A 26,147-nucleotide genomic window follows, 5' to 3' on the forward strand; every position below is an offset into this window, starting at 1 on the left:
ATCGCTCGCCCACTACCGTTCGCATCATGGCCGCTCCGCTCTCCGCCTGTCTGATCGTGCGGGACGAGGCTGTCGAGATCGCGGCGTGCATCACCGCGATCGCGCCGTACGTCGACGAGGTGGTGGTGGCCGACACCGGCTCCACCGACGGGACCGCCCAGCTGGCCCGGCGGGCCGGCGCGCGGGTCGTCGAGGTGCCGTGGAGTGACGACTTCGCCGCAGCCCGCAACGCTGCGACGGCGGCGTGCGAGCACGACTGGATCCTCAGCCTCGACGCCGACGAGCGGCCCGAGGGAGATCCGACGGCACTGCGCGAGCTCCTGACAGAGATCACCGCGCAAGCGGTCGGGGTGGCCTTCCGCATCGAGGGACCCAACCCGCGCGGCGCGATGCCGCACCGGGCGCTGCGCCTGTTCCGCCGCAGCGCGGCGCAGTGGCAGGGCCGGGTGCACGAGGAGGTGGTCGCACGCGAGGGTGCCCGGCTCGAGGTCGCGCAGCTTCCCGAGCGTGCGTTGACGCTGGTGCACACCGGGTACGTCGACCCTGCGGCCTTCGCCCGGAAGGTCGAGCGGAACCTGGCCCTGGCCCGCGCCGAGGTGGCCGAGCTGACAGCGCAGGACGAGCCCGCCGATCGCCGGATCGCCGCCCTGCTCGATCTCGGCCGGACCGAGCTCGCGGCCGGGCTGCGGGCCGATGGCGCCGCGACGCTGAGCCGGGTGCGTGACCTGGCCGGGCCGGGTGCCGCAGCCTGGGTCTGGGCCACCGACTTCCTGGCCTGGGACGGCTTGCGTCACGGCCAGGTCGACGAGGTCTGGGACCTGGTCGCCGAGCTGGTCGAGCAGGGCGCGGGGGAGCAGCACGTCCGCCCGTTGACCGAGCGGCTGCTAGCGGACTGAGCGGGGGAGCACCGGGCCCAGGAGCCCACCAGTGCGGCGGCCCGAACGCTACGGTCAGCGAGCCGTCGGCCGGTGTGGCTCTGGCGGGTGGCGTTGCGCTGAGGCATAGTGACGAGTGGCGTTGCCTCGAGGCCGGTTCCGAGTTTCGGGCACGCCCGCTCGGGAGGCGGTGTGCTGCCACTTGTCAGATTCGTCCGCGTTGCGACTCGCGATCATCGGGTCGCGGTAGGCAGTGCCGCCCTGGCGGTGGTCGGGTTGGTGGCCCTCACGGCTCCTGCATACGCGACCGCCGCGACCGAACAGACCACCGCAGCCCAGCCCAGCACGTCACCGAGCACCTCACCGAGCACCTCGCCGAGTACGTCACCGAGCACCTCGCCGAGTGCTTCAGCCTCTCGCAGCACATCACCCAGTGCATCAGCGTCGGAGTCGCCAGCGGTTCCGTCGACCTCGCCGTACCAGCCGTCGCCGTCGCCCTCACCGTCCTCCGCGGCGACGAACGTCCCGACCCCACTCGTGCAGCAAGCGAAGGGCCCGGCGGTAGCGGCAGCGGTCGCGTCTCCGAACGCCCTCGTGCCAGCGGCGGACACCGTCCGGATGGCGTGGGTCGGGACCCCGGCCGCCCGGCCGCCCGACACCGGACTGCTGACGCTGCAGGCGGCCCTGAATGCCGCGCCAGCCAACCAGACGGTGTCCTTCGACCCCAACGACTACGTGTTCTCCACGCGGCTGACAGTGCCTCGCAACGTTCAGCTCGCGACCACCGCACCTTCGACGTTGTTCGGCCAGTTCACCGTGTCCGGCGCCGGCCTGTCCGCGACCGGAGACGTCACCTTCGGCGTCTCGGCCACCGGTGCGGTCGTGACCGTGAACACCGCCGGCTCGAGCATCGCCGGCCTGAAGGTCGTCAACCCCAACGGAGTCCTGCGACCCACCGGCATCCAGCTCGCCGCGGCCGCCACCGGGGTGACCATCAGCGACTTCACCATGGACGGCGGCGACCAGGCCTCGTCGTTCGGCATCAACATGACGACGGGGTCGGCCACCATCACCAACCCCGTCATCTCCGGCGTCGCCACCGGTGTGGGCGTGACCGCGACATCGACCGCTGCGGGCATCTCGGTCACGGATGGTTCGATCTCCGCGGCGTTGGCCGGCATCGGTCTCGGCGCGACCACGTCGCCGGTCGTCTCCCGGGTCACCGTTTTCGGCGGCGCCACCGGCACCGGTGTGGACCTGGCGAACTCGAGTGCCGCCACGCTCACCTCCGTGCATGTCAGTGGGTTCACCCGCAGCATCGGCGCCACCCTCACCAGCACGGCTGCAGGCCCGAGCATCACCGACGCCGTCATCACCGGCGCGCGGAGCGAAGGCATCTCCCTGGGCTCCACCACCGGGGCCACCGTCACGACCCCGACGGTCTCGGGTACCGACCTGGCGCAGTCGACGGGTATCAACCTGTACAAGTCCGCTTCGGTGATCCTGGACCGGATCCACGTCAGCCACTTCGCCACCGGTGTGGCCGCGAACGTCGCCGGCACCGGTCAGGGGCCACGCATCATCAGTCCGGTCGTCACCGACGTGTCCCTCGGGGGCATCACCCTCGGCTCCACCCAGGGGTCCGTCGTCACCGACCCCCAGGTCACCGGCACCGGCGTGGCCGGCAGCACCGGCATCAACACGGTGAACGCCGGCCGGGTCTCGGTGTCCGACGCGACCATCCGCGGGTTCGGGTACGGCATCGGCTCGCAGTCCTCGATACCAGCGGGTTCGTTGCCGCGAGCCGACTTCGTGCTGACGAACATCGACGTGACAGGTGTCGCGAACTCCTCGACCGGCATCTACCTGCTCGGCACCACGAACGCCCACATCACCCACGTCGATGCAGACGTCACCGGTCCCGGCGTCGTCGTGCACCAGTCGTCCGGTACTCGTGTCACCGACCTCCGCGTCACAGGGCACGAGGGTCCGAGCTCGACGTCCGGCTCGTCCATCTTCCGCGCCTACGACTCCACCGATGCCACCGTCGACCACTCGACCCTGAGAGGCGGCTCGTACGGGTTCTACCTCTCCTCGTCCGACGGTGTGACCATCACCGATGCTCAGGTCGCCGATGTCGTCGAGTTCGGCGTGTACGCACGCAGCTCCGGCGACGTCGAGGTCACCGACTCGGTCTTCACCGACAACGCCGGCGCAGGATCCTTCAGCGTCCACCCCAGCGGTGGCGGCCCGAGCCACGACATCACGCTGAGCGACAACACCATGACAGGCAACACCCTCGGGGTGAACCTGAATACCGGCACCACCGATGTCACCTTCACCCGCAACACCGTCGCCGGTCAGCGGTACGCCGTCTCGATGGCCCCGGCGCACGACGTCACCATCGCCCACAACACCGTTCGCCAGGCCGACTCCGAACCGGGTGAGGCCGCCATCATGGTGCGACCCCTGCACGAGGACGCGGCGGTGCCCGGCTCCTACTCCTCATCCGGGGTCGTCGTCCGTGACAACGTCTTCCGTGGAGGCGGCACGTGGATCAAGGTCGGCTCGCCTGACGACTCGACCCCGGATGCGACCCGCCGTACCCTCCAGGACGCCGTGCTGGTCGTCGGAAACACCTTCCCGGCCGATTCGGTCGCGATCCGCACCTTCCCGAACGCCCTGGTCGGCTCGGAGGGGGCGGCCCGAGCAGTCCGGGGAGCCCCCGTCGGGCCGTCCGTCGCTGTGGACGCCCGCAACTACGACGACCCCAACGACTGGGGCTCACCGTGCCTGCCGACCGGCTACCGCGACGGCGACCTCGTCTACGACGGCGGCGGTGCCCGCATCGACGCGCTCACCGTCGCCAGGGTCCTCTACCCCACCAACTGCATCGAGCTCGCGCTCGCCGAGCAGATGAACGTGGCACTCTCGGCCGGCGACACGCTCACCTGGACCCTCATCCCTCGCAACGACGGGCTGCGGTCAGCGCCAGCGGGATGGACTGTCACGCAGTTGCTCCCTCAGGGAGCCGAGCTGGTGTCGGTGAGCGGAGCCGGCTACCGCTTCAACGGCCGTGTCGCGACCGCCACCGACGCGTTGGGCAAGGGCCGAAGTGGCCCGCGCATCACGGTGCGCGTGCGGATCTCTGGCGGCGTAGCGCCCGGGACGGTGATGAAGAACGTCGCCTACGTCGCCCCGCTCGGCCGCAGTCACGCGACAGACCTCGACGGCGACGGGTACGTCGACGTCATCGTCGAGCACCGCAGCCCGCTCGTGGTGCCCACCCTCGACACGGACACCGACGAGTCACCCACGGACAACGACGCCCAGGGGTTCTGGTCCATCTCCGCGAGCGGCGACGTCGTTCCTCTTCCGCCGTCGACGCTGCCGCCGGGCGGAGCGCATCCGTCTCCGGGGGTGTGGGTGCCTTCGGGGACGCCATCCGCCGACGAGTTGTCCGGTGAGAGCGACGGAATACTCCCCGGGACCGGTGCTCCGGCGGGCCTGCTCACCTGGACGATCCTGGGATTCTGCATGGTCTGCGGCGGGGTGGGCGCGACGGCATGGGGTCTGCGACGCCAGCGCGGTGGCCGCAGCTGACCGAAGCCATGTGTCGGCGCGACCGCTGGTGGACGATACTGGGTTTGAACCAGTGACCTCTTCCGTGTCAAGGAAGCGCGCTACCGCTGCGCCAATCGTCCTGGCACGGCCCGAGGGCCGGGCTGAGATATGGAGCGGACGACGAGGCTCGAACTCGCGACCTCAACCTTGGCAAGGTTGCGCTCTACCAACTGAGCTACGTCCGCATGACTCCGCAGCGCCGGTTTCAACCGGTGCCGTGGCGACGACGAGAACGTTAGCGGAGGCCCGAACGCCCGCCAACTCCGGGGGCGTCGTGACGAGCGACCAGGTCGCGGTTGAACTGGATGACCGCCTCCCGCAAGGCGGGCATGACCCGGGGGAGGACGTCGAGCTCGGGGCAAGGGTCGAGGGCGAGCACCGCGTCGACGTAGGCCTCCAGGGCGAAGGTGAGCAGCGCGGGGTCGTCGGCCGCCTGCGGATGCTGGTGCCGGTGGAGCGCGGTGACGATCGCGAGGGCGTCCTCGGCGTTGAGCGCGGCGACCTCGCCCAGGACCGTACGGCGAAGGTCCGGGTCGAGTGTGGCGGCCGCGAGGTCCAAGAGGCTCCGGGTCGCGTCGAGGCGCTCCGCATGGGAGAGATCGCCGTGGGTGGATCCGACAACGGCCATGGGCGTCCACTTCGAGATGAGGAGGCGCTGCACGAACACCACCACGCTAATCGTCTTTCGGAGGCGCCTCAAGGGCATCGGCTCACTGCTCCTGCCCGCCGCTCCCGCCCGGTCGCAGGGGGAGCGCCGGCAGGGGAGTGCTAGTGGCCGAGCAGTGCGACGGTGTGGTCGAGCGCTGCCGAGCGGAGCGTGGTGCCACCGCCGGTGACGATGCCGACACTCAGGCCGTCCCACATCGCGCGCAGCCGCTCGGAGGTGCCTTCGACGTCGGCGAGTCCGGGCATCGCGTGCCGCAGCAACTGCATGAGGTCGGTGTGCCAGTCGGCGTCGATCTCGCGCTGGGCCGCGGCCAGCTCGGGATGGTACGGCGCCCTCGCCCACAGCTCGAGCCACAGCTGCCAGCGCGGGTCCTTCTGGTCGATCGCCAGATAGACGTCGGCGAAGGCTGCGACGGCTCCTGGATCGGCCTGGTCGCTCCCCGTGGCTGCTGCCTTCTCGAGCACCGGGGCGCGCTGCTCGGCGTATGCGGCCTCGCTCCAGCGCAACATCTCCAGGAGCAGCCCGTCGCGGGTCTTGAAGTAGTAGAGCAGGTGTCCGCCGCTGGTCTCCAGGCGTGCGGCCAGTGCGGCGATCGTGAGCTTGCCCAGGCCGTGCTCGGCCACCATCTCCAGCGCGGTGGTGAGGACCTGCTCGCGCGGGCGCTCCATCCGTCGGTTGTGGCGTGGCACCGGCCCGCCTTTCTGGGTCATCTTCTGGGTGATCGCCGAAGTTTTTTCGTCCGAGGCCTTGACTCTAACCGGTGACGTGAGTCACTTTGAATACCGTTCAAAAGTTTGAATGACGTTCAAACGTCTGTTGAGGAGGCCCCGGTCCATGACCGATTCCACCATCCTGTCCGCCGACGAGGCGGTCGCGCCGATCGAGGCCGAGCGCAGGCTCGCCCGCGTGCTCGGCCCCGGCACGGCGGTGCTCCTGGTGCTCTCGTGCATCACACCCGCCTCCAGTCTCTTCATCATCGTTCCGCAGGTGCTCAACACGCAGGGCAGCGGCGCGGTCCTCACCATCGTCGCCGGCATCCTGGTCTCGGTGGCCGTCGGCGCCTGCTACGCCGAGCTCGGCACCCGCACCGCCAGCTCCGGCGGCGAGTACGCGATGGTCACCCAGACCCTCGGCAAGGCGGCTGGCTGGCTGACCTTCGCCCTCGCGGCGATCCAGCTGTGGGTGATCCCGCCGATCATCGCGCTGGGCACCGCCGACTACCTGAGCGACATCGTGCACCTGCCGCGCGCCGCCACCGGCGCGGTCGTGATGCTGATCGCCACCGCCACCGCGATCCTGGACGTCAAGTCCAACGCGTTCGTCACCGGCATCTTCCTGGGCCTGGAGATCCTGGCCGCCATCGTGGTCACGGTGCTCGGTCTGACCCACCTCCACCGGGGTCCCGGCGAGCTGATCGCCCCGCACGTCGTGGGTGCGCACGGACTGGAGCCGTTCACGGTCGCGATGCTGATCTCGGGTCTGGCCGTCGGCACCTTCGTGGTCAGCGGGTTCAACACCGCCGCCTACCTCGCCGAGGAGGTCATCGACCCGCGGCGCAACGTTGCGCGGGTGGTCTTCGCCTCTCTCGGCCTGGGCGCGCTGGTGATCCTGGTCCCCACCATCACCACCGTGCTGGCCGTCGGCAACGTGAGCGACCTCGCGACCGGCAACTTCTCGGAGTTCGTGCACGAGTGGGGCGGTCAGGGCATCGGCGTGGCGATCAACGTGACCATCGCGATCGCGATCCTCAACGCCGTCATCGTGATGGTGCTGCAGAACGGCCGCGTCGTCTTCGCCTCCGCCCGCGACCGCTGCTGGCCGGCCGTGGTCAACGAGACCCTCACCCGCCTGCACCCGCGGTTCGGCACCCCCTGGCTGGCGACCCTGGCCGTCGGCGTACCGGGTGCCGTGCTCGCCTACGCGGTCAACGTCGAGTCCCTGCTGGGCATCACCGCCGTCGTCCTGGCGATCATGTACGTCGTCGTCGCGGTGGCATCGCTGCGGGTACGGCTGACGCCGTCGACGGTGGCCAGCTGGCGGATGCCGCTGTGGCCGGTCGCGCCGCTGCTCGTGATCATCGCCGTCGGGTACGCCGTGTTCGGGTCCTCGCGCTCGGACCTGCTCGCCACGGCAGTCCTCGTCGTGGTCGCGATGACCTACTACGCCTTCTACCTCGCCCGGCGGCCGCACGACCGCTTCGTGGTGCTCGACCCGTCGGACGGCACCACCGATCCTTCCGACGCATCCTCCGGCGCATCCTCAGACATGGCCGGCCCGGCCACCGTCGGCGCCTGACCCGCACTCCCAGCGAAGGAGCACACCCATGGTCCGCTACGGCCCCCAGTTCGGCCCGGACATCACCTTCCTCGGCGTCGAGCGGTGCGACTGGAGCGACCCGTCGACGTACGCCGAGGCCGACGTGGTCATCCTGGGCGCTCCGTTCGACGGCGGCGCCTCGCACCGCGCCGGCACCCGGTTCGGCCCGCAGTTCATCCGGCAGACCTGCTACCTGGCCCACGACGGCTCGCGCCCCTCGCTGGCGATGCGGGTCGACGCACTCCAGGACCTGCGGGTGCTGGATGCCGGCGACGTCGAGATGTTCTCCGGCGACGCGGAGCGCTCGGTGCGCGACCTCCAGGAGGCGGTTCACGCCGTCGCCAGCAACGGCGCCATCCCGCTGATCCTCGGCGGTGATCACACCATCGCCTGGCCCGACGCCGCCGGTGTGGCCCAGCACTACGGCCAGGGCCGGGTCTCGATGATCCACTTCGACGCCCACGCCGACACCGGCGACATCGAGTTCGGCGCGCTGGTCGGGCACGGTCAGCCGATGCGTCGGCTGATCGAGTCCGGTGCGCTGCGGGGGGATCGCTTCCTGCAGATGGGCCTGCGTGGGTACTGGCCAGGTCCGGAGACGCTGGACTGGATGGCGGAGCAGGGCATGAGGTCCTATGAGATGACCGAGATCGTGCACCGCGGCCTCGACGACTGCCTGACCGAGGCCTTCGAGATCGCCACCGACGAGTGCGACGGCGTCTTCCTCTCCGTCGACATCGACGTCTGCGACCCGGGGCACGCCCCCGGCACCGGTACGCCGGAGCCCGGCGGCCTCACCGCCCGTCAGCTCCTCGACTCCGTCCGCCGGATCGCCTACGAGCTCCCCGTCGTCGGCATCGACGTTGTCGAGGTCTCACCGCCCTACGACCACGCCGACATCACCTCGTTCCTGGCGAACCGGGTGGTGCTGGAGGCGCTGTCGGGCATCGCCCGGCGCAAGCGCGACCAGCGCGACGGCACCCGCTGGGATCCCAGCCTTCCCCTTCTCGCCGGGCGCACCACGTCTCGGCGCGGCCTGGCCACGGCCGCCGCACCAGCAACCAGCACGACGACGAGCACAGCAACGAACGGAGCATCCCGATGACCACCCCCACGAGCACCCATGACGTGATCGTCGTCGGAGCCGGCGTGACCGGCCTGACCGCGGCGTACCGACTGACCCAGGCCGGACGCGACGTACTCGTCCTCGAGGCGCGCGACCGGATCGGCGGGCGCCTGCTCAACGAGGTGCACACCCAGGGCGAGGCGGTCCAGCACGAGGCTGAGTTCGAGGTCGGCGGTCAGTGGGTCTCTCCGGACCAGACCGCGCTGCTCGGGATGATCGAGGAGCTCGGGCTGGAGATGTTCTCCCGCTACCGCGCCGGCGAGTCGCTCTACGTCGATCGTCGCGGCGAGGCCCGTCGGTTCACCGAGGACCTGCCGGTCTCCGAGGAGACCAACGCGGCGATCGAGCAGCTGACCAAGACCCTCGACGGGCTGGTCGCGGAGATGGACCCGGACCGGCCCTGGGAGCACCCCGACGCCGCCCACCTGGACAGCGTCTCGTTCAGCGCCTGGCTGCGTGAGCAGTGCGACGACGAGGAGGCCTGCGACAACGTCGCCCTCTACGTCGGCCCGGCGATGCTGACCAAGCCGTCGCACGCGTTCTCCGCGCTGCAGGCGATCCTGATGGCCGCCAGCGCCGGATCGTTCAGCAACCTGGTCGACGCCGACTTCATCCTCGACCGACGTGTCGCCGGTGGTCTGGCGACCGTCCCGCGGACGCTGGCCGAGCGGCTCGGCGACCGGGTCAGGGTCGACGCCGACGTGACCCGCATCGAGTGGCGCGAGGACGGTGCGGTCGTGCACGTGGACGGCGAGACCTTCGAGGCGCGCCACGTCATCCTGGCGGTGCCGCCGACGGTCGTACGCCGGATCCGGTTCACCCCGGAGCTCCCCGCCGAGCACCGGATGGCACGCGAGCACCAGTCGTTCGGTCTGGTGCTCAAGGTGCAGATCGTCTACCCGACGCCGTTCTGGCGCGAGCAGGGGCTCAGCGGCACCGGCTTCGGTCCCTACCAGCTGATGCACGAGGTCTACGACAACACGCCCGACGGCGACGAGCGCGGCTTCCTGGTCGGCTTCGTCGCTGGGCTCAACGCCGACGAGGTCGGCCGGCTCAGTGCCGAGGAGCGTCGCGAGCGCATCCTCGTCTCGGTTGCCTCCTACTTCGGCGAGCAGGCGCTGGCGCCGCTGGTCTTCCACGAGAGTGACTGGCAGCACCAGGAGCTGACCGGTGGCGCGTACGGCACCAGCTTCGACCTGGGTGGCCTCAGCCGGTACGGCGCGAAGCTCCGCGAGCCGCTCGGCGCGCTCGACTTCGGCAGCAGCGACGTCGCAGGGCTCGGCTTCCAGCACGTCGACGGCGCGATCCGGGTCGGCGGCGAGATCGCGGCACGCCTTCTCGCGGAGGCCTGATCACGGTCTGATCGCTCCGTCCCGACAGCCGCACCCGACAGCGGCATCCCGGCTCGGCCGGGGTGCCGCTGTCGGCGTTCCGGGGGAGTGCCGCACGCGGCGGTGGGGCCCTCGCACACCGCCCGGACCCGGGCGCGTAGCCTCACCCGCATGTACAAGGTGCTGCTCGCCCTCCACCTGGTCGCGGCTGTCTTCGCGATCGGCCCTCTCGTCCACGCCGCCACCACCGCCTCGCGCGGCCTGCGGCAGAAGGACGCCGCCGCGATCAAGCTGACCTCGCGGATGTGCACGATCTACGGATTCGCCTCGGTGGCGGTGGTCGTCCTGGGCTTCGGCCTGATGTCCGCCAAGTCGCCCTACACCCACGAGAAGGTCGCCAGCTTCGGCGAGGTCTGGATCTGGCTCTCGCTGCTGCTGTGGCTGGTCGCTGCGGTGCTGGCCCTGTTCGTCGTCGTCCCGACCCTGGACAAGGCCGCGACGGACGTCGAGTCCGCGCCCGCGCTGGTCGGCAAGGTCGCGGCCGCCGGCGGCATCACTGGCATCCTGTTCGTCGTGATCGTCTTCCTGATGGTGTACCAGCCCGGTCACTGAGCATGACCGCCCTGGCCGCGGAGGACTTCCTCGCACAGCTGCACGAGCGCCTGGGCGAGGTGGTCCTCACCGATCCCGCCGCGATGGAGCGGTACGCGCACGACGAGGCCGAGTGGGCGGCGTACGCGCTGCCGCTGGCAGTGGTGCGCGCCCGCTCCACCGAGGACGTCCGCGTGCTCGTCGAGCTCTGCATCGCCCATCGGGTGGCGATCGTGCCGCGTGGCTCGGGCACCGGTCTGTCCGGCGGCGCGAACGCACTGAGCGGCTCGGTGGTGCTCTCCCTGGAGCGGATGGACCGCGTCCTGGAGATCGACCAGCAGGAGAAGCTGGCGGTCGTGCAGCCGGGCGTCATCAACGACCACCTGCGGGAGGCCGTGGCCGAGCGCGGCCTCTGGTATCCGCCCGATCCGGCCAGCGCCCCGTGGTCGAGCATCGGCGGCAACGTCGCCACCAACGCCGGCGGCCTGTGCTGCGTGAAGTACGGCGTCACAGGCGACTACGTTCGCGAGCTCGAGGTCGTCACGGGCACCGGTGAGGTCGTCCGGCTCGGCCGGCGTACGGCGAAGGGCGTCGGCGGCTACGACCTCAGGTCGCTGCTGGTCGGCTCGGAGGGCACGCTCGGCATCGTCACCGAGGTGACGGTGCGGCTGCGGCCGGCCCGCCCCGAGGAGCGCACCATTGCGGGCTACTTCTCCTCGATCACGGCCGCGGGTGAGGCGGTGGCGGCCACGCTGGCCTCCGGCGTCGTGCCGTCGGCACTGGAGCTGGTGGATCGCACCTGCCTCGAGGCAGTCGATGCCTGGAAGCAGATGGGCCTGAGCACCGAGGCCGAGATGGTGCTGCTGGGACGGACGGACACGCCGGGTGCGGACGGTGCAGCGGAGGCGGCGCTGATGCAGCGGTGCTTCGAGGAGAGTGGCGCGAGCTTCGTGGCCGTCTCGGCCGACGCCCAGGAGTCGGAGGCGCTCTTCGCCGCCCGGCGGCTGGCCTATCCGGCACTGGAGCGGCTCGGGCCCGTCCTCACCGAGGACGTGTGCGTGCCGGTCGGTGCGGTGCCCGAGATGCTGGCCCGGATCCAGGCGAGTGCCGCGTCCTTCGACGTACGGATCGCCAACATCGCGCACGCCGGCGACGGCAACCTGCACCCGCTGCTCATCACCGCGCCGGGCGACGAAGCCGAGCGGGAGCGTGCGCAGGAGGCGTTCGAGGTGATCCTCGCCGATGCCCTGGACCTGGGAGGCACGGTGACGGGGGAGCACGGCGTCGGCCTGCTCAAGCGCGCCGGTCTGGGGCGTGAGCTCTCCGCACCGGTGGTGGCGATGCAGCGTGCCGTGAAGGACGCGCTCGATCCGCACGGCATCCTCAACCCCGGCAAGGCGATCGTCTGACGCAGGCCTCGTCGCGGGATCGGGAGCCGAAGAATCGGGGAATCCGGGGCGAGCGGCGCAGCCCGCCGCCATACTGCCTGCTGTGCCGGACTCACTCGCCCCGAAGCCGCGGATGTCGCCCGAGGCGGCGACGGTCGCGCTGGTCCTGATCGGGTCGTGGGCACTGATCGCCGCGCTCTCTGGCGGCACCGAGCTGTGGCAGGCCTGGCTGAACTACCGGGACCTTCAGCACTGGAGCCGCGACGGCGCTCTGAGTGCACCGGTCCCCGAGTGGCTCGGGGTCATCGTTTTCCTGCTCTGGATCTACGCGGTCCCCGCGGTGCTCGTGGGAGCCGTGCTTGGGTCCGTGTACCTCGCGCTCGGACGGCGCAGCTGGTGGCGAGCGTTGGCCTTCGGCCTGACGAGCCTAGGCGGCCCGATCGCGTCGTTCGGCGTCGGTCTGGTGGGGGTGGTGGACACCTCGATGGGGACGCCGGACTCGAACGGCCTCGGTGGCGTGGGCTGGTCGCTCCTCGAGACCGCGTTGCCGATCGCGGTGATGGTGGTGAGCTGGCTGCTGGTGCGCTCGGACCTGCGGGCCGCGTGTCGACTGCGCCGACCGGTGGATGTCGGTGCCACGGCGGACTGAGAGCTGGATGTCCCACGCCTCGGCGTACGCCGAGGCGTGAGACGACCGCGGTGTTCCGCCGTACAGATTTCGCCTGGTCGATCCGGACTGACACGAGGCGCCGAGGAATCCGAGGCCGCAGGAACACTCGCTCAGTGGCCCCGCTGGGTACTTCATCCTTATGACCGAGCCGCCGTTACGACCCACCGAGCAGCCGCCCGAGCCCGGAACGACCCTGCCGAGCAGCACTTCGCCGCTCGACACCCCGCCGCTCGACACCCCGCCGCTCGAGCCTCCGCCGGGCGCCGACCTGACAGAGGAGCGCGGACCTGACCCGCTGCGCTCCTCGCGGACGGGCCGCGCGTGGGTCTCGGTGGTCGCGCTGGGCGTGGTGCTGGTGCTGCTCATCATCTTCATCGCGCAGAACACCCATCGGGTGACCGTCTCCTTCCTCGGGTGGCAGGGCGAGACGCCGCTCGCCGTCGCGCTGCTGATCGCCACCGTCGCCGGGCTGCTGCTCGCCGCGATCGCCGGCACGCTGCGGATCTGGCAGCTGCGCCGACGCGTGAAGCGGGAGGCCAAGCGCGCTCGCTGATCAGGGGCAGGTCAGTCCGCCAGCTCGGCGGGCAGCGCCACCGCGTCCACCAGCGCGCCGTTGCGCAGCACGGTGATCTCGAGCCGCTGCCCGATCGCGTCGGCGAACAGCCGCCGCTGCAAGGACTGCGCGTCGCCGAGGGGGTCGCCGTCGACCGCGAGGACCAGGTCGCCGGCATGCAGACCGGCGGCGGCCGCGGGGCTGGATTCGATGACCTCGACGACGCGCAGCGCGTACCGCTGGCCGAACCGCTCGGACTGCGCGGGCGTGAGCGGGGCGGGCGTGCTGACCAGACCGAGGTAGGCACGGCGTACCCGCCCGTCGTGGACGAGGGCGTGGATGATCCGGTGCGTCGTCGCATTGATCGGTACGGCGAGGCCGAGGCCGACTCCGGCCACGGCGGTGCTGATGCCGACGACCCGGCCGCGACTGTCGGCGAGCGCTCCGCCGGAGTTGCCCGGGTTGAGCGCGGCGTCGGTCTGGATGACGTCCTCGATCAACCGTGCCGAGGTGCGGGAGCGGGCGGGCATGCTGCGGCCGAGCGCGCTGACCACGCCCGCCGTGACGGTGCCAGCCAGCCCGAGCGGGTTGCCCACGGCCACCACCAGCGAGCCGACGAGAAGCCGGTCGGCGTCGCCGTATTCCGGCGGTCCGATGACCTGGCGGTCCGTGCGCACGACCGCCAGGTCCGAGAGCGGGTCCCTGCCGATGACGTCGAAGCGGGCGATGGTTCCGTCGCCGAACTCCGCGTTGCCGCCGTCGGCGTCGCCCACCACGTGCGCATTGGTGAGCAGGTGGCCCTCACCGGTCAGGACGACCGCCGATCCGGCGGCCTCTCCGCGACAGGAGCGGATGCGCAGCGCGGCGACCCGTGGCGTGAGCTGCGCCGCCACGGAGGTGACGATGGACGAGTAGGCGTCGAGTGCGCCGTCGCCGGGACCGGTCGACATGCCGGGTCAACGACCAGGGGCGGGTGCGGATTCCGCGGTTCTCTCACGGCGAACGGGCGCGGGCGCACGCGGGGTGCCGCGCCGGCACGTGACAGATTGGGACCCATGAGCGCCGATCCTGCGATCCTCACCGAGCCCGGTCCCGAACCCGATGCCCAGGGTGCCTACGGCACCGATCCCGATCAGGTGGCGGACCTGTGGCTCGCGGCCGGCGCGGACGACCGGCCGCTGCTGGTGATGCTGCACGGTGGCTTCTGGCGCCCGCGCACCGACAGGACGCACACCCGGCAGCTCGCGGCCGCGCTGCGGGACGCCGGCTGGTCGGTGGTCGTGCCGGAATATCGCCGGCTGCCCGGCCGCCCCGACGTGACGACCGGTGACGTACGGGCCGCGCTGGCGGCGCTGCCCGAGCTGGTCGGCCGTCGGCCCTCGGGTGTCATCGTGCTCGGCCACTCCGCCGGCGGTCACCTGGCGCTCTGGTCAGCCGCGGTCGCGCCCGTCGCCGACCTGCGGCTGACCCTCGCGCTGGCGCCTGTCGCCGACCTGGTGCTCGCGCACCGCGACGGCCTCGGGACGGGCGCGGTGGAGGCGTTCCTCGGCGTCGGCCCCGAGGAGCGCGCCGATCTCGACCCGGTCCGGCTCGAAGCGCCGAGCACCCAGGTCGAGATCCTGCACGGTGCGCTTGACGACGTCGTACCGCCTGCGGTGAGCGTCTCCTACGCCACCGCCAACCCGCGAGCCGGGCTCCAGGTGCTCGCAGAGGCCGACCACTACGACCTGATCGACCCGGCGTCCGCCGCCTTCGGGCGTCTTCTCGACGTGCTCTCCCAGGTGGCCTGATGGCGGGCTTCGCGCTGATCCACGGCGCGGGTGATGTCGGCTGGTACTGGCACCTCGTCGAGGCCGAGCTGCGGGCGAGGGGGCACGACACGGTCGCGCCGGACCTGCCCTGCGAGGACGACGCGGCGGATCTGGGCGACTACGCCGATGCCGTCGTCGCGGCGACCGTCGCCACCCTGGGGCAGAGCACCGAGCTGGTCGTGGTCGGCCAGTCACTCGGCGGATTCGTCGCGCCGCTGGTCTGCGAGCGGCTGCCCGCGCAGCTGCCCGCGCGGCTGATGGTGCTGGTCGCGCCCATGATCCCCGCACCCGGCGAGGCGCCGGCGGACTACTGGGCTGACACCGGGTATGAGGACGAGCCGCGCGAGCGGTACGACGACCCCGTCGAGCTGTTCTGCCACGACGTGGCGCCGGAGCTGACCGCCGAGGCGTTCCGCCGCTCGCGGGTCCAGTCCGGCGCCCGGCTGGGGGAACCGTCGCCCCTGCAGGCCTGGCCGGACATGCCCACACGGGTGCTGCTGGCTCGCGAGGACCGCTTGGTGCCCGCTGCGTTCGTACGTCGGGTGGCCCGCGACCGCCTGGGCATCACCCCCGACGAGATCGACGGCGGCCACACGCCGGCGCTGAGTCGTCCGGGTGCGCTCGCCGAGCGGCTGGCGGCGTACGCGGGAGAGGTCGGGACCGCACCGGATCCGGCGCGCGGCTGACGCTCCCGAATTGACCTCCGCCCACCGGGTCTGCCTACGCTCGGGGGGTCCTGGGACCTCCGGGGCGGCTGCCGCGCGACGCCGAGTCCTGTCCCGTGCGGTGGTGGACACCGACCTGTTCGGGCAGGAGCGGGGGACCCAGGAATTGCGGGTCTGACGACCCTTGGGGTGAAGCCGCGCGCACTGCGCGGCCGGGCATCTTGCGCCCGAACCCGACAGCTAACTCCGCAGGCGCGCAGGAGATATCCATGCGCATGCGCACCCTTGCGTCCGCGGCTGCCCTGACGGCGGCCACCATCGTTCCGATCGTCGCCACCGCCGCGCCCAGCTCCGCCGTCACGGCGCACACCTGGCAGCGGCTCGCCAACTGCGAGTCCAGCGGCCGCTGGCACGTCAACACCGGCAACGGCTACTACGGCGGCCTGCAGATCAGCGCCGGCACCTGGCGCGCCTACGGCGGCCGGCACTTCGCCTCGCTGCCGCACCGGGCGAGCAAGCACCAGCAGATCAAGATCGCCAACCGGATCAAGGCCCACCAGGGCTGGGGAGCCTGGCCGGCCTGCTCGGCGCGCATCGGCGTGCGCTGAGGCTCAGCCGGAGGCCCGCCGACGGCGTGGTGGGTGGTGTTGGGTCGGCGGAGTCCGCCGGCCCAACGCCGCTGCCCGGGCGGTCTGCTCAGGCCAGTGCCACCTCCGCATCCTGCAGCGCCCCGCGCAGCTGCTCGCGCAGGTCCGGGTCGGGCGCGTGTCCGTGCTTGGCGATGGCGTGGTCGACGGCGGCGTCGAGGACTTCCTCTTCCTCGCCGGCGATCGTGAGGGTGCAACCGACCTCGTTGGGTACGGCGCGACAGTCGATCATCTTGCGACTCATGACTTCCTCCTGCGTCGCCTGAGCGACAGGCGACGCGCCAAATCTACGCTCGTGCACCGGCTGATGCAGCCGGCCGGAGCGTCAGGCGAGCATGCGCCGCTCAGGCCGCGACCGGCTCCTCGAGGAGCAGGCTCACCTGCTCGGTGGAGCGGTGCGCCCAGCGTGTGCTGGCGACGATGCCGAGCACCAGCACGCCGATGCCGACGCCGGTGACCATCCACCACAGCGGGTGGGTGGCGGTGGCGAAGGACGGCCCCAGGTTCGACGCGGCGCCGGCTCCGGTCAGGGTGCCGGCCAGGGCGACGCCGATCGCCGTACCGGTCTGGCGGCAGGTGGAGGCGACGCCAGCCGCGACACCGGCCTGGGAGATCGGCATTCCGGAGACGGCGGTGTTCGTGATCGGTGCGTTGATGGCGCCGAAGCCGAGCCCGAAGAGCACGTAGGCCGCCGCGATCAGGGCCCACGAGGTGTCCGCCGTCAGGAAGCTCAGGCTGATGCCGCTCAGGGCGAGCATCGCGCCGGAGAACACCAGCGACGGACGGGTGCCGAAGCGCGAGACCAGCCGGCCGGACGCGAGCGAGGCGACCAGGATGGTCAGGGCGAGTGGCAGCATCCGCAGGCCGGCCTCGAAGGGCGAGAGGCCACGGACCTGCTGGAGGTAGAGCGCGTTGACGAAGAGGAACGCGCCGTAGGCCGCGAAGGCGATCAGCGCGGTCAGCGTGGCCGAGGAGAACGGCACGCTACGGAAGAACCGGATGTCCAGGAACGGCTCGGCGACGCGGCGCTCGACGACGACCAGGCTGATCGCGGCGAGTACGGCGACTACCAGCAGCACCACGATCCGCGGCGAGCCCCAGCCTGCCTCGGGCGCCTCGATGAGTGCGTAGACGAGGCTGGCGAGCAGCACGATCGTGAGGGTCTGGCCGAACGGGTCGATCCGGCGCGGACGTGCTGCGCGGGACTCCGGCACGAAGAACTGGCACAGGATCACCGCCACCAGGGCGATCGGCACGTTGATCCAGAAGATGGCGCGCCAGCTGACGTGCTCGGTGAGCAGGCCGCCGACCAGCGGTCCGAAGCCCATCGAGACGCCGACCACGGCGCCCCAGACGCCCACGGCGCGGGCGCGTTCGCGCCGGTCGGTGTAGGTGTTGGTGATGATCGACATCGCCACCGGGTTCAGCATCGAGCCGCCGATGCCCTGGATGATGCGGGCCACGATCAGCGTCTCGACGTTGGGCGCGAGGCTGCACAGCAGCGAGGCCAGACCGAAGACCGTCAGGCCGACCTGGAAGATCCGGCGTCGCCCGACCCGGTCTGCCGTCGCGCCGCCGAGCAGCAGGAAGCTCGCGATCGCCAGGGTGTAGCCGTCGATCGTCCACTGCAGCGTGGAGACGGTGGTGTCGAGGTCGGCGCGGATGGCCGGCAGGGCCACGTTCACCGCCGTCGCGTCCATCGAGACGATCAGCAGGCTGCAGCAGCAGATGGCCAAGACGAGGCCCTTGGGCGTTCTCATCTGGCGGCTCCTGCGACGGGCGCCTGCTGCGTCGTTCTTCGGGGCAGTCAGGTTCGTCATCATCGTTAGCAATGCTAACTGACCGGGTGAGGCGACGGCCGCGTCGCCGGAGTGCGCTTGCCCACACCACGTCCTTGAGCCCTTTGACTTCAAGTACTTGAAGTTCCTACGGTCGATGACGTGAGCACCAGGACCACCCAGCACAGCTACACGATCAAGGAGACGGCCGCCCTCATCGGCCTCCCGGCCAGCACGCTGCGCTACTACGAGTCGATCGGCGTGATCGCCCCGATCAGCCGGGGCGCGAGCAGCGGGCACCGGGTCTACGGCGAGGATGACCTCGACCAGCTGATGTGGGTGGCCTGCCTGGCGGCGACCGGCATGTCGGTCAGCGACATGCGCACCTACATCTCGAACGGCGGCCACGGCGCGGCCAAGGCCCGCGAGCAGGTCGAGCTGCTGGAGCAGCAGGAGCGGCGGCTCGCGATCGAGGCCGAGCAGGTCGCACTGCGGCAGCGCTACGTCCAGCTCAAGATCGGTTACTGGAACGCGATCGACGCCGGCGACCAGGCTCATGCGGCGGCGCTGTCGGACGAGGCTTACGCGCTCGCCGACCAGCTGAAGCAGACCAAGAGGAACGAGGAGAGACGTTGAAGCTCACCAAGAGCGGAGGCCAGACCGCCACAGGACCCGCGGACTGGTTCACCGGCACCGTCTACATCGACGGGATCCGCAACCCGGACGGGCAGTCCTCGGTCGGCTGCGCCCACGTGCGGTTCACCCCCGGCGCACGCACGGCCTGGCACCACCACCCCAAGGGCCAGACCCTCTACGTCACCGACGGCATCGGGTACGTCGCACGGCGAGGCGGCGCGTCCGGGGAGACCACCGTGCAGGAGATCCGCCCCGGCGACATCGTCTACATCGAGCCGAACGAGGAGCACTGGCACGGCGCCACCGCGGACCGCTTCATGGCCCACGTGGCGATCCAGGAGGCCGACCAGGACGGCCAGGTCGTGACCTGGCTCGAGCACGTGACCGACCAGGAGTACGGCGCCTGAGCGTCGTACGCCTCTGACCACCACCACAAACGAAGGAAGACCCTGTTGATGCGCGTGAACGCCTATGCAGCGCCCGCGGCCGGAGAGCCGCTGGCCCCGACCACCATCGAGCGCCGCGACGTCGGCCCCAACGACGTCCTGATCGAGATCGAGTACGCCGGAATCTGCCACTCCGACATCCACACCGTGAACGGCGACTGGGGCCCGCAGCCGTTCCCGGTCGTCCCTGGCCACGAGATCGTCGGAAGGGTGACCCAGGTGGGCGCCGACGTCGACCGGCACCATGTCGGTGACCGGGTCGGGGTCGGCTGCATGGTCAACTCCTGCGGCACCTGCGCCAGCTGCCGTCGCGGCGAGGAGCAGTACTGCTTGAGCGGCATGACGCCGACCTACGCCGGCACCGACCGCGACGGCACCACCACGCAGGGCGGCTACTCGACCCACGTCGTGGTCGACGCCGACTTCGTGCTCTCGGTGCCCGACGGCCTCGACCCGGCGGCCGCCGCACCGCTGCTGTGCGCCGGCATCACCACCTACTCGCCGCTGCGTCACTGGGGCGCCGGCCCGGGCAAGAAGGTGGCCATCGTCGGGCTCGGCGGCCTCGGCCACATGGGCGTCAAGCTCGCCCACGCCCTGGGCGCCGAGGTGACGGTGCTCTCCCAGTCGCTTAAGAAGCAGGAGGACGGCCTCCGCCTCGGCGCGGACCACTACTACGCGACGTCCGACCCCGACACGTTCGAGCAGCTCGCCGGTCGGTTCGACCTGATCGTCAACACCGTCAGCGCGAGCATCGACCTCAACGCCTACCTGCGGCTGCTCGCCGTCGACGGCACCATGGTGAACGTCGGTGCGCCGCCGGAGGCGCTCGGCGTACGCGTCGGCACCCTCATCGGTGGTCGGCGCTCCTTCGCCGGGTCGGCGATCGGCGGGATCGCGCAGACCCAGGAGATGCTCGACTTCTGTGCCGAGCACGGCATCGGGGCGGAGGTCGAGGTCATCGGGGCGGAGAAGATCAACGATGCCTATGAGCGGGTCCTCGCCTCCGACGTCCGATACCGCTTCGTGATCGACGCCAGCACGCTGCGATGAGCTCGAATCAGTAGGAATGGGCGCCGAGTCCACACCCTCGGTCGCCGGGCTCCCTTCCGGTCCGCGTCACCATGGACCCATGGAGGGAGCCCGCGACCGGCTCGAGGCCGAGCGAGCGCAGACGCTGCGCCGGCTGGCGAACCTGACCAGCGACTTCGACGCCGTCGTCGCGGCCTCTCGCGATACCAACGCCGATGACGAGCACGATCCTGAGGGCGCGACCATCGCGTTCGAGCGCTCGCAGGTCGATGCGCTGGTCAGGCAGGCGCGGCGGAACCTCGTCGAGATCGACGCCGCGCTCGACCGGCTCAGCGCGGGCACGTACGGCGTCTGCGAGGTCTGCGGCGGTCCGATCGGCGAGGGCCGGCTGGAGGCTCGGCCCGCTGCCCGCAGGTGCATCATCTGTGCGTCCACGTAGGATCCAACCTCTCCGACGACCACGAACAGAGGTGCAGCATGGTGGCGAGCCGATCCGCTCGGGAACGGAAGGCGGCGGCCGAGGCCGGCCCGCTGGCGAGGGTCAAGATCGACCTGGGCGCCGACGAGCAGTTCGTCTACAAGATCAGCTGCGCCGAGTGCACCGTGAAGGGTGACCGCGCCTGGTCGGCCTACCGGCCCGGCGAGGACAACGGCTACATGGCGTCGATGGACCGGTGGATCTTCCACCTCAAGCAGAAGCACCCCGATGCCGACGCACCGTGCCTGGCCTACACCGACGCGGCCGAGCAGCGGCTGCAGGAGCGGCGTCAGGGCCTCGAGGCCCGGCGCGACTAGCACGTCCCCGAGGCGGCCAGCCGCTACGGTCGGACCATGTCGGCCGAGGTCACGACGTACCGCTATGTCCGGTCCGCGCTGCTCGCCCTGTTGCTCGCGCTGACGACCTCGGTCGGTGCCGAGACGGTGCGGACGGGCTGGCAGACCTCGATCAGCGGCTACTACTACACCGCCGCCGGCCCGGTGTTCATCGCCGTGCTCGCCTCGATCGGGGTCTGTCTGATCGCGCTGCGAGGCTTCACCGATGCCGAGGACGTCCTGCTCAACCTGGCCGGGATCTCGGCCCCCATGGTCGCCTTCGTGCCGACGCCGGAGGCAGGCCGCCCATCCGACGTACCCGCGATCGAGAACAACGCCCTGACCTTCCTGGCCGTCCTCGCCGTCGGGTACGTCGTCGTCCTCGTGGCGATCCTGCGACGGCGACCGGGCGGCCGACCCAGCCGGCCCGGCCGGTGGGGTCAGTTCGGGCTGATCGCGACAGCGATCGCCTGGGTGGTCGGGCTGGCGTGGATCCTGATCGACAAGCAGTCCTTCGCCGCGCACGCCCACGCGCTCGCGGCAGGGGCCACCTTCGTGCCGTTCGCGGGAGTCGTGGTGCTGAACACCGACTGGGGCGTGCGACGGATCGCCCGCGAGCAGGAGCCGAGTCGCACGCGGTTCGACGCGGCGTACTGGGCGATCGTGGTGGGCATGGCGGTGGCGGTGGTGGTCTTCGCCGCGCTGCACGCCTGGACCTATGCGCTGCTCGGGCTGGAGATCTCGCTGCTGGCCCTGTTCGCGGTGTTCTGGATCCTGCAGACGATCGACCTCTTCGACCCCGAGCGCGACCTCGCCCGATGCGAGCAGCGGCGCTGACGATCCGCCGGGACGCGTGCGTCTCCCCCCGATGAGGGATTCTCACCGGGCTGGTCCGCGGGCACTTCTGGCCCATCGGCGATCGGCGTAGCGTGCTGTGAACTCCACGACCGAACCGCCGTGGCGCCCCGGAGCGAGGAGACTTCCATGTCATCGACCACCCCAGCGGCCGGTCAAGCACCGACCGCAGCACCCACCGCAGCACCCACCGAAGCAGCGTCCGGCCCACCGCCAGCCGGACTCGACATGGAGCGTCTGCAGGCGCTCGTCTTTCAGGCGGTCACCGACATCGGCGCGGCCCTCAACGGCGCACTGGTCATCCTCGGCACCGATCTCGGCTTCTGGTCGGCGCTGGCCGACGGCCAGCCGATCACGGCGGCCGAGCTCGCCGCCAGGTGCGGCGTACCCACGCCGTACGCCGACCAGTGGCTCTCGGCGCAGGCCGCGAGCGGCAACATCGACACCGAGACCGACTCCACCGGTGCCGTCACCTTCCGGCTCTCGCCCGAGCAGGCGATGATCTTCGCCGACCAGGACAGCCCGGCCTACCTCGCCGGCGGCTACCACATCGTGCGCTCGGTCTATGAGGACCTGCCGCAGATCGAGGAGCGGATGGAGGCCGGGCAGGGGTTCGGCTGGCACGAGCACGACCCCGAGCTCTTCCTCGGCACCGAGCAGTTCTTCCGGCCCGGTTACCGCACCCACCTGGTCGACGAGTGGCTGCCGGCGCTGGAGGGTGTCCACGATGCGCTGACGGCGGGTGCTCGGGTCGCCGACGTCGGGTGCGGCCACGGCGTCTCGACAGCGGTGATGGCCGCGCGCTATCCGGCATCGTCGTTCTTCGGCTTCGACTACCACGAGGCTTCCGTGGAGCGGGCGACGGCGCATGCTGCGGAGCAGGGCGTGGCCGGCAACACCGCCTTCATCCGCGCGGCGGCCGACTCCTATCCAGGGTCCGACTACGACCTGATCTGCTTCTTCGACTGCCTGCACGACATGGGTGACCCCGTCGGTGCGCTCAAGCACGCCCGCGAGGCGCTCTCGCCGGACGGCACCGTGATGCTGGTCGAGCCGATCGCCGGCGATGCCCTGGCGGACAACCTCAACCCTGTCGGCCGGATCTTCTACGCCGCCTCGACCATGATCTGCACGCCCTCCTCGCTCGCGCAGGACGTGGGCGCGGCGCTGGGTGCTCAAGCAGGCCCGGGGCGGCTGCAGAAGGCCGCGGAGCTCGCCGGATTCACCCGGTTCCGCCGTGCCACCGAGACGCCGGTGAACATGGTGCTCGAGCTGCGCCCCTGACGGGTGACCGGTGCCGCCTCGTCGACCGAGCCGCGACTCAGTCGACGAGGTGGCGCAGGTAGCGGCGGGGATCGTCCAAGTAGGCGCGCCAGTGCCGCACCAGCGCGATGTGCCACCCGTGCATCGTCTCGGCGCGCAGGAAGAATCCCCAGCGGGAGGACCCGATCCCGCGCCTGAGCTCGAGGCGCGTGCCAACGGCGACTCCGAGCGCCGGATCGCGTACCGGCTCTGCACGCTGCCGCCCTCCGGGTTGAGGCCGTACGCCGTTGCTACCGCCTCCACGATCGTGGACTTGCCCGACCCGTTCTCACGGGCGCGGACGAGCCGCACGGGGTGGCACGGTCCGCCCGAGCGATATGCCCCTGCGGCCGCGAGCGCCGTAGGGTGCAGGAATGAGGTTCGAGGTGGATCCGGAGGCCGGCGAGCCCGGCGAGGGCGCTGCGGTTCTGGCACAGCAGGCGATCGACGCGACGGCGACGGCGTACACCGACGATGCCCGGATCGACGTCGAGGAGCGACTGCGGGCCGAGCTGCGCGAGCGCGGGCTGCTCGCACCCGACGAGGCGTCGATCGAGGAGCTGGCGCGTGACATCCGCTCCGGCCATCACGTGTCGGTCCTCTGAGAGCCGGCTGACGCGCCGAGACAGAGGCGGTTCGGTGTCGGCCAAGCGGGGTACCACCCGGTGATGCAAGCCCATCCCACCCGCGGGGACGGCACGGGTGCGAGGGCGAGAGCGCTCCGGCCCGTGCTGCTCCTCCTGCTGCTCCTCGGCGCCCTGGCGATCCCGCTCGCGGGCCCGGCGTCCGCGGCCCCGAAGCCTGCGCATGCACAGGCTGCGCCGGCGAAGGCGGCCTCGCACCCCACCGTCCGGGTCGGCACCGAGGGCACCTACCCGCCCTTCTCCTACGTCGATCCCAAGACCGGTCAGCTCACCGGCTTCGACATCGAGGTGGTCCGGGCGGTGGCGGCGAAGGCCGGCTGGCACCTGACCTTCACCAAGGGCACCTTCGACTCGCTCTTCCCGGCGCTCGACACCGGCCGCGTCGACCTGCTCGCGGACCAGATCACGATCAACCCCGACCGCCAGGCGCACTACCTCTTCAGCAGCCCCTACACCTACTCCCACGGTGTCATCGTCACGGCCGCCGACAACAACGACATCCACTCGCTCGCCGACCTCAAGGGCCGCACCGCCGCCCAGTCCCAGACCAGCAACTGGACCCAGGTGGCCAAGGACGCCGGCGCCAAGATCCAGTACGTCGACGGGCTCGACCAGGCGGCTGCGCTGATCGCCCAGGGCCGGGTCGACGCGACCGTGAACGACAACATCGCGGTGCTCGACTACCTGGCCAGCTCGGGTTCGAAGAAGATCAAGGTCGCCGGCAACGCCGGCGACGAGGTCAGCAAGCAGGCGCTGGTCTTCCGCAAGTCCAGCGCGACCCTGCGCGACCAGGCCGACCAGGCCCTCGCCGCACTTGCCAAGGACGGCACCCTGGCGAAGATCTCGCAGAAGTACTTCGGTGCCGACGTCACCGTGCCCAACTCCGGCAAGGTCGACGTCAAGGCGTCCGACACCGGTCGAAGCACCTGGCAGGTCCTGCAGGACACGGCCTGGCCGATGCTGCGCGGCATGCTGAAGGACACCATCCCGCTGACGATCATCAGCTTCGTGTTCGGGCTCGCGATCGCGTTGGCGGTGGCGCTCGCGCGTCTCTCGACGTACCGGATCCTCGATGTGCCCGCTCGGATCTACATCTCGATCATCCGCGGCACACCTCTGCTGGTGCAGCTGTTCATCGTCTTCTACGGACTGCCCGAGGTCGGCGTGAAGCTCCCCAGCTTCCTGGCGGCGTGCCTGGCGCTGAGCCTCAACGTCGGCGGCTATGCCGCTGAGATCATCCGGGCGGCGATCCTGTCGGTGCCGCGCGGTCAGTTCGAGGCCGCGACCACGATCGGCATGGACCCCTGGCAGAGCATGCGCCGCATCGTGCTGCCGCAGGCTGCTCGGATCGCGGTGCCGCCGTTGTCGAACACGCTGCTCTCGCTGGTCAAGGACACGTCCCTGGCCTCGGTGGTGCTCGTCACGGAGCTGTTCCGCGTGGCGCAGGTCGCGGCAGCCGTGAGCACCCGCACGATGGCTCTCTACTGCCTGGCCGCCCTCTACTACTGGGTGGTCTGCTACGTCATATCGATCGGTCAGGGCCTGCTGGAGAAGCGAGTCGGGAGGTACGCCGCATGACAGGGACGGCAGCGACAACGGGCCTGGTCGAGGTCGCCGGGTTGGAGAAGTCGTTCGGTGACCGGCAGGTGCTGCGCGGCGTCGACCTCACCGTCGAGAGGGGTACGGCGACGGTCCTGCTCGGACCGTCTGGCTCCGGCAAGACGACAGTGCTCCGCTCGCTCAACGTCCTGGAGGCCCCTGACCGGGGCAGCGTCAGGATCGGCGATGCGGCGGTCGACTTCTCCGCGATGCCGAAGGAGAAGGGTGAGCGACGCCGCCGGATCAAGGCCCTGCGTGCTCGCAGCGGGATGGTGTTCCAAGCACACAACCTCTTTCCCCACATGACGGTGCTGGGCAACCTGATCGAGGGTCCGGTCCAGGTGCAGGGGCGTCCACGCGATGAGGCAGTGGCCGAGGCGAGGGCGCTGCTCGAGCAGGTCGGCCTCGCCGGCCGCGAGGACGCCTACCCGAGCCAGCTCTCGGGCGGCCAGCAGCAGCGCGTGGGCATCGCCCGCGCGCTCGCGCTCAAGCCCGAGGTGCTGCTGCTCGACGAGCCCACCTCCGCACTTGACCCGGAGCTGGTCGGCGAGGTGCTCGGCGTGATCCGCGCGTTGGCGGGCGAGGGCTGGACGCTGATCATCGTCACCCACGAGGTGCGTTTCGCCCGCGACGTCGCCGACCAGGTGCTCTTCCTCGACGGGGGAGTGATCGCCGAGCGCGGCGGTGGTGAGGTGCTCACCGAACCGCGCGAGGAGCGGACCAAGCGCTTCCTGGCCCGGGTGCTGGAAGCGGGCTGAGCAGCGCCGAGTCGCGATGTGAG

At 70.9% G+C, this 26,147-nt stretch carries 28 protein-coding genes, 2 tRNA genes and 1 riboswitch; of the genes, 22 read left to right on the forward strand and 8 right to left on the reverse strand.

Annotated features, from left to right (window positions below; genetic code table 11):
* Nucleotides 1-26: 26 nt before the first annotated feature.
* Nucleotides 27-896 (forward strand): glycosyltransferase family 2 protein, encoded by an 870-nt coding sequence (locus tag H036_RS24440; protein WP_017935092.1) that lies wholly within the window; start codon nucleotides 27-29, stop codon nucleotides 894-896.
* Between the two features lie 212 nt (nucleotides 897-1,108).
* Here H036_RS24440 and H036_RS24445 read toward each other — a convergent pair whose 3' ends face one another.
* Nucleotides 1,109-1,486, reverse strand: coding sequence for a hypothetical protein (locus H036_RS24445; RefSeq protein WP_157417330.1), 378 nt, complete (start codon nucleotides 1,484-1,486; stop codon nucleotides 1,109-1,111).
* A 7-nt stretch (nucleotides 1,487-1,493) separates the two neighbouring features.
* Here H036_RS24445 and H036_RS0112325 point away from each other — a divergent pair, with 7 nt between their 5' ends.
* On the forward strand, nucleotides 1,494-4,478 hold the full coding sequence (locus tag H036_RS0112325) for a right-handed parallel beta-helix repeat-containing protein (RefSeq protein WP_020485879.1): 2,985 nt from the start codon (nucleotides 1,494-1,496) through the stop codon (nucleotides 4,476-4,478).
* A 26-nt stretch (nucleotides 4,479-4,504) separates the two neighbouring features.
* Here H036_RS0112325 and H036_RS0112330 read toward each other — a convergent pair.
* The 4 genes from H036_RS0112330 to H036_RS0112345 form a co-directional block, all read right to left on the reverse strand.
* Nucleotides 4,505-4,579: transfer RNA gene (locus H036_RS0112330), tRNA-Val, on the reverse strand.
* 29 nt (nucleotides 4,580-4,608) lie between these two features.
* Nucleotides 4,609-4,684, reverse strand: a tRNA-Gly gene (locus H036_RS0112335).
* Nucleotides 4,685-4,734: 50 nt separating this feature from the next.
* On the reverse strand, nucleotides 4,735-5,172 hold the full coding sequence (locus tag H036_RS0112340) for a hypothetical protein (RefSeq protein WP_157417332.1): 438 nt from the start codon (nucleotides 5,170-5,172) through the stop codon (nucleotides 4,735-4,737).
* Nucleotides 5,173-5,267: 95 nt separating this feature from the next.
* Nucleotides 5,268-5,855, reverse strand: coding sequence for a TetR/AcrR family transcriptional regulator (locus H036_RS0112345; RefSeq protein WP_232421856.1), 588 nt, complete (start codon nucleotides 5,853-5,855; stop codon nucleotides 5,268-5,270).
* A 145-nt stretch (nucleotides 5,856-6,000) separates the two neighbouring features.
* On the opposite strand from H036_RS0112345, the gene H036_RS0112350 reads away from it, so the two are divergent.
* From H036_RS0112350 to H036_RS0112380, 7 genes are all read left to right on the forward strand, one after another.
* Entirely contained in the window at nucleotides 6,001-7,461 is a 1,461-nt protein-coding gene (locus H036_RS0112350) for an APC family permease (protein WP_017935096.1), read from the forward strand.
* A gap of 28 nt (nucleotides 7,462-7,489) precedes the next feature.
* Nucleotides 7,490-8,587 (forward strand): agmatinase, encoded by a 1,098-nt coding sequence (gene speB / locus H036_RS0112355; RefSeq protein WP_017935097.1) that lies wholly within the window; start codon nucleotides 7,490-7,492, stop codon nucleotides 8,585-8,587.
* Nucleotides 8,584-9,960, forward strand: a complete 1,377-nt coding sequence (locus tag H036_RS0112360) for a flavin monoamine oxidase family protein (protein WP_017935098.1) — start codon at nucleotides 8,584-8,586, stop codon at nucleotides 9,958-9,960. The genes speB and H036_RS0112360 overlap by 4 nt, the downstream gene beginning before the upstream one ends.
* Nucleotides 9,961-10,110: 150 nt before the next feature.
* Entirely contained in the window at nucleotides 10,111-10,551 is a 441-nt protein-coding gene (locus H036_RS24450) for a DUF2269 family protein (protein WP_017935099.1), read from the forward strand.
* A 2-nt stretch (nucleotides 10,552-10,553) separates the two neighbouring features.
* Nucleotides 10,554-11,939 carry an FAD-binding oxidoreductase gene (locus H036_RS0112370; RefSeq protein WP_017935100.1) on the forward strand — a complete coding sequence of 462 codons (1,386 nt, stop codon included), beginning with the start codon at nucleotides 10,554-10,556 and terminating at the stop codon, nucleotides 11,937-11,939.
* 82 nt (nucleotides 11,940-12,021) lie between these two features.
* Nucleotides 12,022-12,567 carry a hypothetical protein gene (locus H036_RS0112375; RefSeq protein WP_157417334.1) on the forward strand — a complete coding sequence of 182 codons (546 nt, stop codon included), beginning with the start codon at nucleotides 12,022-12,024 and terminating at the stop codon, nucleotides 12,565-12,567.
* Between the two features lie 160 nt (nucleotides 12,568-12,727).
* Entirely contained in the window at nucleotides 12,728-13,141 is a 414-nt protein-coding gene (locus H036_RS0112380) for a LapA family protein (protein WP_017935102.1), read from the forward strand.
* A gap of 11 nt (nucleotides 13,142-13,152) precedes the next feature.
* Here H036_RS0112380 and H036_RS0112385 read toward each other — a convergent pair whose 3' ends face one another.
* Nucleotides 13,153-14,091 (reverse strand): S1C family serine protease, encoded by a 939-nt coding sequence (locus H036_RS0112385; RefSeq protein WP_017935103.1) that lies wholly within the window; start codon nucleotides 14,089-14,091, stop codon nucleotides 13,153-13,155.
* Nucleotides 14,092-14,196: 105 nt separating this feature from the next.
* Here H036_RS0112385 and H036_RS0112390 point away from each other — a divergent pair, with 105 nt between their 5' ends.
* From H036_RS0112390 to H036_RS22750, 3 genes are all read left to right on the forward strand, one after another.
* Nucleotides 14,197-14,931, forward strand: a complete 735-nt coding sequence (locus tag H036_RS0112390) for an alpha/beta hydrolase family protein (protein WP_017935104.1) — start codon at nucleotides 14,197-14,199, stop codon at nucleotides 14,929-14,931.
* A complete protein-coding gene (locus H036_RS0112395) occupies nucleotides 14,931-15,638 on the forward strand; it encodes an alpha/beta hydrolase (protein ID WP_017935105.1) in 708 nt (235 codons plus the stop codon). The genes H036_RS0112390 and H036_RS0112395 overlap by 1 nt, the downstream gene beginning before the upstream one ends.
* 101 nt (nucleotides 15,639-15,739) lie before the next feature.
* Nucleotides 15,740-15,887, forward strand: a riboswitch (cyclic di-AMP (ydaO/yuaA leader).
* Nucleotides 15,887-16,225, forward strand: a complete 339-nt coding sequence (locus H036_RS22750) for a transglycosylase family protein (protein ID WP_017935106.1) — start codon at nucleotides 15,887-15,889, stop codon at nucleotides 16,223-16,225. Its footprint overlaps the riboswitch before it by 1 nt.
* Before the next feature lie 88 nt (nucleotides 16,226-16,313).
* Here H036_RS22750 and H036_RS0112405 read toward each other — a convergent pair whose 3' ends face one another.
* Complete coding sequence (locus H036_RS0112405; RefSeq protein WP_017935107.1) at nucleotides 16,314-16,508, reverse strand: DUF1059 domain-containing protein; 195 nt, start codon at nucleotides 16,506-16,508, stop codon at nucleotides 16,314-16,316.
* Nucleotides 16,509-16,608: 100 nt separating this feature from the next.
* Complete coding sequence (locus H036_RS0112410) at nucleotides 16,609-18,024, reverse strand: MFS transporter (RefSeq protein WP_017935108.1); 1,416 nt, start codon at nucleotides 18,022-18,024, stop codon at nucleotides 16,609-16,611.
* 180 nt (nucleotides 18,025-18,204) lie between these two features.
* Here H036_RS0112410 and H036_RS0112415 point away from each other — a divergent pair, with 180 nt between their 5' ends.
* The 10 genes from H036_RS0112415 (at nucleotide 18,205) to H036_RS0112465 (ending at nucleotide 26,124) form a co-directional block, all read left to right on the forward strand.
* The gene (locus H036_RS0112415; RefSeq protein ID WP_017935109.1) at nucleotides 18,205-18,678 is read left to right on the forward strand and encodes a MerR family transcriptional regulator; all 474 of its coding nucleotides are present in this window, start codon (nucleotides 18,205-18,207) and stop codon (nucleotides 18,676-18,678) included.
* Nucleotides 18,675-19,085: a (R)-mandelonitrile lyase gene (locus tag H036_RS0112420; RefSeq protein ID WP_017935110.1), complete on the forward strand. Its 411-nt coding sequence runs from the start codon at nucleotides 18,675-18,677 to the stop codon at nucleotides 19,083-19,085. The genes H036_RS0112415 and H036_RS0112420 overlap by 4 nt, the downstream gene beginning before the upstream one ends.
* Nucleotides 19,086-19,133: 48 nt before the next feature.
* The gene (locus H036_RS0112425) at nucleotides 19,134-20,174 is read left to right on the forward strand and encodes an NAD(P)-dependent alcohol dehydrogenase (protein ID WP_017935111.1); all 1,041 of its coding nucleotides are present in this window, start codon (nucleotides 19,134-19,136) and stop codon (nucleotides 20,172-20,174) included.
* Nucleotides 20,175-20,253: 79 nt separating this feature from the next.
* Nucleotides 20,254-20,592, forward strand: a complete 339-nt coding sequence (locus H036_RS0112430) for a TraR/DksA family transcriptional regulator (protein WP_017935112.1) — start codon at nucleotides 20,254-20,256, stop codon at nucleotides 20,590-20,592.
* 38 nt (nucleotides 20,593-20,630) lie between these two features.
* Entirely contained in the window at nucleotides 20,631-20,948 is a 318-nt protein-coding gene (locus tag H036_RS0112435) for a hypothetical protein (RefSeq protein ID WP_017935113.1), read from the forward strand.
* A gap of 36 nt (nucleotides 20,949-20,984) precedes the next feature.
* Nucleotides 20,985-21,803, forward strand: a complete 819-nt coding sequence (locus H036_RS0112440) for a hypothetical protein (RefSeq protein WP_017935114.1) — start codon at nucleotides 20,985-20,987, stop codon at nucleotides 21,801-21,803.
* A 147-nt stretch (nucleotides 21,804-21,950) separates the two neighbouring features.
* Nucleotides 21,951-23,105 (forward strand): class I SAM-dependent methyltransferase, encoded by a 1,155-nt coding sequence (locus H036_RS0112445; RefSeq protein ID WP_198289968.1) that lies wholly within the window; start codon nucleotides 21,951-21,953, stop codon nucleotides 23,103-23,105.
* A gap of 392 nt (nucleotides 23,106-23,497) precedes the next feature.
* Nucleotides 23,498-23,728 (forward strand): hypothetical protein, encoded by a 231-nt coding sequence (locus tag H036_RS0112455; RefSeq protein ID WP_017935116.1) that lies wholly within the window; start codon nucleotides 23,498-23,500, stop codon nucleotides 23,726-23,728.
* A gap of 63 nt (nucleotides 23,729-23,791) precedes the next feature.
* A complete protein-coding gene (locus H036_RS24920) occupies nucleotides 23,792-25,345 on the forward strand; it encodes an ABC transporter substrate-binding protein/permease (protein ID WP_081615541.1) in 1,554 nt (517 codons plus the stop codon).
* Nucleotides 25,342-26,124 (forward strand): amino acid ABC transporter ATP-binding protein, encoded by a 783-nt coding sequence (locus H036_RS0112465; RefSeq protein ID WP_017935118.1) that lies wholly within the window; start codon nucleotides 25,342-25,344, stop codon nucleotides 26,122-26,124. The genes H036_RS24920 and H036_RS0112465 overlap by 4 nt, the downstream gene beginning before the upstream one ends.
* Nucleotides 26,125-26,147 lie beyond the last annotated feature (23 nt).

The sequence above is a fragment of the Nocardioides sp. Iso805N genome, from assembly GCF_000364605.1.
Classification (GTDB): domain Bacteria; phylum Actinomycetota; class Actinomycetes; order Propionibacteriales; family Nocardioidaceae; genus Nocardioides.